Consider the following 2,916-nt stretch of genomic DNA (forward strand, 5'->3'; position numbering starts at 1 on the left):
ACTGCTGGATGTGGCGCGGGTAGGGCGCGACGACAACTTCTTCGAGCTGGGTGGCGACTCCATTCTCAGCCTGCAGATCATTGCCCGTGCCCGTCGTCAGGGCATCGAGCTGACGCCACGGCAGTTGTTCGAGCGCCAGAACATCGCCGAACTGGCCCAGGTCGCAACCCGCAGCGCCGAGGCACCGAGCTGCATCATCGACAGCCAGCGCGACATCCCGCTGACGCCGATCCAGCACTGGTTCTTCGCCCAGCCGATGAACAATCGTCAGCACTGGAACCAGTCCGTGCTGCTCAGTGCACGCGAGCCGCTGCAGCCACAGCGCCTGAACGCTGCCCTGCAGGCCGTGCTGGAGCAGCACGATGCCTTGCGCCTACGTTTCGAGCAGCAAGGCGACAGCTGGCGCCAGCGTTATGCGGCCGAGGCCGAAACGCCCGAGCTGCGCGTCGAGCGCTGCAGCCTGGCCGAGCTGAGCGCGCTGTGCGACGAGGTGCAGGCCAGCCTCGACCTGAGCCGCGGCCCACTGTTGCGCGCTGTGCTGCTGCAGTTGCACGAGGGTGGCGAGCGGCTGTTGCTGGTGGTCCACCACCTGCTGATCGATGGCGTTTCCTGGCGCATCCTGCTTGATGACCTGCAGCGTGCCTACGCGCAACTGGCGGCGGGCGCTGCTGCCTATCTGGGGCGCAAGAGCAGTGCCTGGCAGAGTTGGAGCGAGCGCCTGGCGGCTTATGCGTCCAGCCCCGAAGTGGCCGCCGAACGCGCGTACTGGCAGGCGCTGCCGGCTGATCGCGGGCTGCCCTGCGAGCACCCGCAAGGGCGCAACCTGACGGCCTGCGCCGAGCATTTGCAGGTGCAGCTCGACCCTGCCACCACCGAGGCGCTGCTGACACAGGCACCGGCGGCGTACCGCACGCGGATCAACGACCTGCTGCTCAGTGCGCTGGCTCATGCCCTGCGTAACTGGAGCGGGCAGGCGCAAACCCTGGTCGCCCTCGAAGGCCATGGCCGCGAAGCGTTGTTCGAAGATCTGGACCTGAGCCAGACCCTGGGCTGGTTCACCAGCCTCTACCCGTTGTTGCTGCAGGCCGGTGACGACTGGGATGAGACCCTCAAGGGCACCAAGGAGAATCTGCGTCAGGTGCCGCGCGGTGGCATCGGTTACGGCTTGTTGAAATACCTGCAGGGTGAGGAGCTGCCGGCGTTGGATGACGCGTTGCTGTTCAACTACCTGGGCCGTATGCAGACAAGCGGGCAGTTGTTCGATCTGGCTGAGGAATCGTCCGGTGCGCAACGCGACGCCAGCGCGCCGCTGGCCTGTGCCCTTGCTCTGGACGGTCGCGTCACGGGCGGCTGCCTGCACTTCACCTGTACCTTCAGTCATGAGCGTTTCGAGCGCGAGCGCATCGTCGAACTGCTCGAGGCGTACCGCCGCGCGCTCGTTGAGCTGGTGCAGCACTGCTGTACACAGGCGGCTGTCACCCCCAGCGATTTCACCTTCGTGCCGCTCGGCCAGGCCGATCTCGACAGCCTGCAGCTGCCGGCTCGGCAGATCGAGGACATCTATCCGCTGACGCCGATGCAGCAGGGCCTGCTGTTCCACAGCGAACTGCAGGCGGCCGATGGCGCCTACGTCAATCAGCTCAGTCTGGAGGTCGAGGGCTTGCCGGTGGCGGACTTCAGGGCCGCCTGGGCGGCTGCGCTGCAGCGCCATCAGCTGCTGCGCGGAGCCTTCCTGCGCCTGGGCGCCGATCAACAGGCGGTGCAACTGGTGCAACGCGAGGCACAGCTGGCGATTCGCGAACTGGATGGAAGCGACCTCGACCTGCAAGCACTGCTGCGCGAGGAGCGCGAGACACCATTTGACCTGACGCAGCCGCCGCTGATGCGCCTGGTGCTGGTACGCCTGGGCGAAGGGCGTCATCAACTGATCTGGACGCTGCACCATATCCTGCTCGACGGCTGGAGCAGTGCCGCGCTGCTGGCGCAGGTGCTGCAGGACACGCGCGGCGAGGGCGGTGCGCAGGAGGTCGGGCATTACCCGGATTACCTGGCCTGGCTGCAACGCCAGGATATCGCCGTCAGCGAGGCGTTCTGGCGTGAGCAGTTGCAGGGCTTCGATGAACCGACGTTACTGGCCGGCAGCCTGCACCATGAGCTGCCTGCCAGCGGCAGTGGCGTGCAGATCCTGAACCTGCCGCGCGGTGAACTCGAAGCCTTCGCCAAGGCTCGACGCATCACCCTCAATACCCTGATCCAGGCGGCCTGGACGCTGCTCCTGCAGCGTTATTGCGGGCGCCGACAGGTGGCCTTCGGCGCCACCGTGGCGGGGCGCCCGGCGAGTGTGGCGGGTATCGAACATATGCTTGGCCTGTTCATCAATACCCTGCCGGTGGTGCAGGCTCCGCAGCCGCACGAGCCTGTCGGCGACTGGCTCGACGCGCTGCAGGCGCACAACCTGGCATTGCGCGAGCACGAGCAGGTGCCGCTGTTCCGCTTGCAGCAACTGGCCGGCCATGGCGGGCGCGAGCTGTTCGACACCCTGCTTGTGTTCGAGAACTACCCGGTGGATCAGGTGCTGCAAGGGCAGGACGATGGCCTGCGCTTCGCCAACCTGCACGCGCACGAACAGACCCATTACCCGCTGAGCCTGGCGGTAATGGCTGGCAACGAGTTGCAGGTGCACTGGCATTATCAGCGCGCGCATTTCAGCGACCGGCAGATCGCCGGCATGAGTCGCCAGTTCGAACGACTGCTGCACGCCCTGTGCGCCGATGCGCAGCGCTGCATCGGTGAACTGCCCTTGCTGGGCGAGGCCGAAGTAGCCGAAGTCGAGGCCTGGAACGATCCAGCAGCGGTTCCGAACAGCATTCAGCTATTGCCGGCGCGCATCGCCGAACAGGCGCGCCTGCGCCCGAT

General features: G+C 66.4%; 1 protein-coding gene. It reads left to right on the top strand.

Annotated features, from left to right (window positions below; genetic code table 11):
- The coding region (locus tag H3221_RS25460) for a condensation domain-containing protein (protein WP_224490807.1) at positions 1-2,916 on the top strand (2,916 nt) is incomplete at both ends.

Source organism: Pseudomonas chaetocerotis (assembly GCF_015712105.2).
GTDB classification, from domain to species: domain Bacteria; phylum Pseudomonadota; class Gammaproteobacteria; order Pseudomonadales; family Pseudomonadaceae; genus Aquipseudomonas; species Aquipseudomonas chaetocerotis.